Origin of the sequence: Heliorestis acidaminivorans, from assembly GCF_008933955.1 — a bacterium.
GTDB classification, from domain to species: Bacteria; Bacillota; Desulfitobacteriia; order Heliobacteriales; family Heliobacteriaceae; genus Heliorestis; species Heliorestis acidaminivorans.
Genome location: NZ_WBXO01000028.1, coordinates 1 through 1,881 on the forward strand (window position 1 = coordinate 1; position 1,881 = coordinate 1,881).

Here is a 1,881-nt window from a genome sequence, read left to right on the forward strand (position 1 = left end):
AGTCGAGTAGACCAAGGGAATTTCACCCTCAGACCCTCACAGAACCGTACGTGACACTCTCATGTCATACGGCTCTTATTATCCAATCGTTTACGTTATTCCAACTTTCCAGTGTGCAAATAGGTTTCTTTCTTTTGTTGCTATATAGCTCAGTAGTTGTCGTGCTTGGGTGGGTTTCGTTTTGTACTTTTTGTATTTCCTACGAATCCATAAGCTCAAGTGCAGGTTGATGTGTTCCAGTACTTTGGTGAGCTCTTTCTTCCCGTACTTTCCATAGTAATTCAGCCATCCGCGAATTACAGGGTTGTATTGCCACGCAATATCTACAAGACTTTTGTTTGTCATCCAGAGTAGTCGCCAACTTTTGATGGTTTGGCGAATATGCTCTTTCGCTTTCTTGCTTATTGCAGGCAGAAAGCTGGTGAAGACAGTACCGTTTTGGCCCTTCGCTTTTCTTGGCTTATATGTGTAGCCCAGAAAGGTAAACTGGATGTTTTCATGGTTCCCTTTCCGATTGGAATCTTTGCAGTAGACGATTTTCGTCTTATCTGGATGCATTGCAAGTTTACATTGTTCAAGTCTTTTCTCTAAGCTTATCCGAATGTATTCTGCTTGTTCTTTGGACTTACAATGTACGATTCCATCGTCCGCATACCTGCACCAGGGATTGTTCGGAAAGTTTATTACCATCCATTTGTCGAAAGTGTAATGAAGAAAGAGGTTAGCAAGTACAGGACTGATTACTCCCCCTTGCGGAACACCGCTATTTCTAGGGACAATTTCTCCATTCTTCTTTTCAAAGGGAGCTGTTAACCATCTTTTGATATAGAGCAGTTCCCACTTGCAGTCTGTATGCTTTGTGACTGCTTTCATTAATAGCTCGTGGTCAATGTTATCAAATAGTCCTTTTATGTCGAATTCGAGCACCCAATTCATTTGCCAGCACCGTTTTCTTGTGACAGCTAAGGCATCATGAGCTGACCTTCTTGGGCGATATCCATAAGAATCTGGAAGAAAGTGTTTCTCTGCCTTAGGTTCGAAACTGTTTCTAACTACCATCTGAGCGATTCTATCGGCTACGGTTGGTACACCGAGTACTCTAGTTCCCCCATTTTTCTTTGGAATTTCCACGGCTTTGACTGATGGTGGAAAGTAACTGCCTGATGATAGTCGATTCCATATCTTATAAAGGTTCTTCGATAGTTTTTCCTGAAACTGCTCGATTGAGATGTTATCTATCCCCGCGGCACCCCGATTAGCAACGACTTGATTGTAGGCTTTGAATACCATTTGTTTTGAAATCGCAAACGACTTTGTCTTGTTCATTCAGTTCCTCCCAGTGTGCCGGTTGACTAAAGCACAAGACTGGATAATATAGCCCCTTCGCTCTACTTCCATTACAGAAGCTTCATTACTACTACGAGCTATTCCGCCCCTATACAACCTTGCATCTGTACTTTCGCCCTTGTAGATTTTTTTTTTTTTCCTACTTGTGGCTTTTCCTTTGGCATCAAGGTTCTAGGTTCTCACGTTCCCCATAAAAGCCTGTGCTATATTCATGCCACCTTTACCCCGGTTGTCGCTTAGACAGTAAACAGGTGTCCTCTAAGCTTATCCCAGCACTGCATTCCTTACTGGTTTTGACAACGTCTGAGCCTTTCGAGGCGTCTTCAGTGGTTCACTTTCGTTCATCTCTACAACACATACCTGACAAATTCTTATGATTTGCCTTTTCCTTAACGCTCAGCACATCAGCTTTTGACTGACGCACCTTAAGGTGGTTTGAACTCTCTACCTGTATAGCGAGTTCGAGGGGCCCAAAACCCTCATCTCTTATGGAGCATGAAACAACTACTTAGATGTTTCGTCGTGACACACGAA

Annotated in this window: 1 protein-coding gene; it reads right to left on the bottom strand. The window is 43.0% G+C overall.

The window, feature by feature from the left end; genetic code table 11:
* Positions 1-90: 90 nt before the first annotated feature.
* A complete protein-coding gene (ltrA, locus tag F9B85_RS14005) occupies positions 91-1,326 on the bottom strand; it encodes a group II intron reverse transcriptase/maturase (protein ID WP_151621827.1) in 1,236 nt (411 codons plus the stop codon).
* Positions 1,327-1,881: the final 555 nt, after the last annotated feature.

What these genes read in the sequence shown, in the direction of transcription:
- ltrA (WP_151621827.1), bottom strand. Translation starts at nt 1,326, where the DNA reads ATGAACAAGACAAAGTCGTTTGCGATTTCAAAACAAATGGTATTCAAA.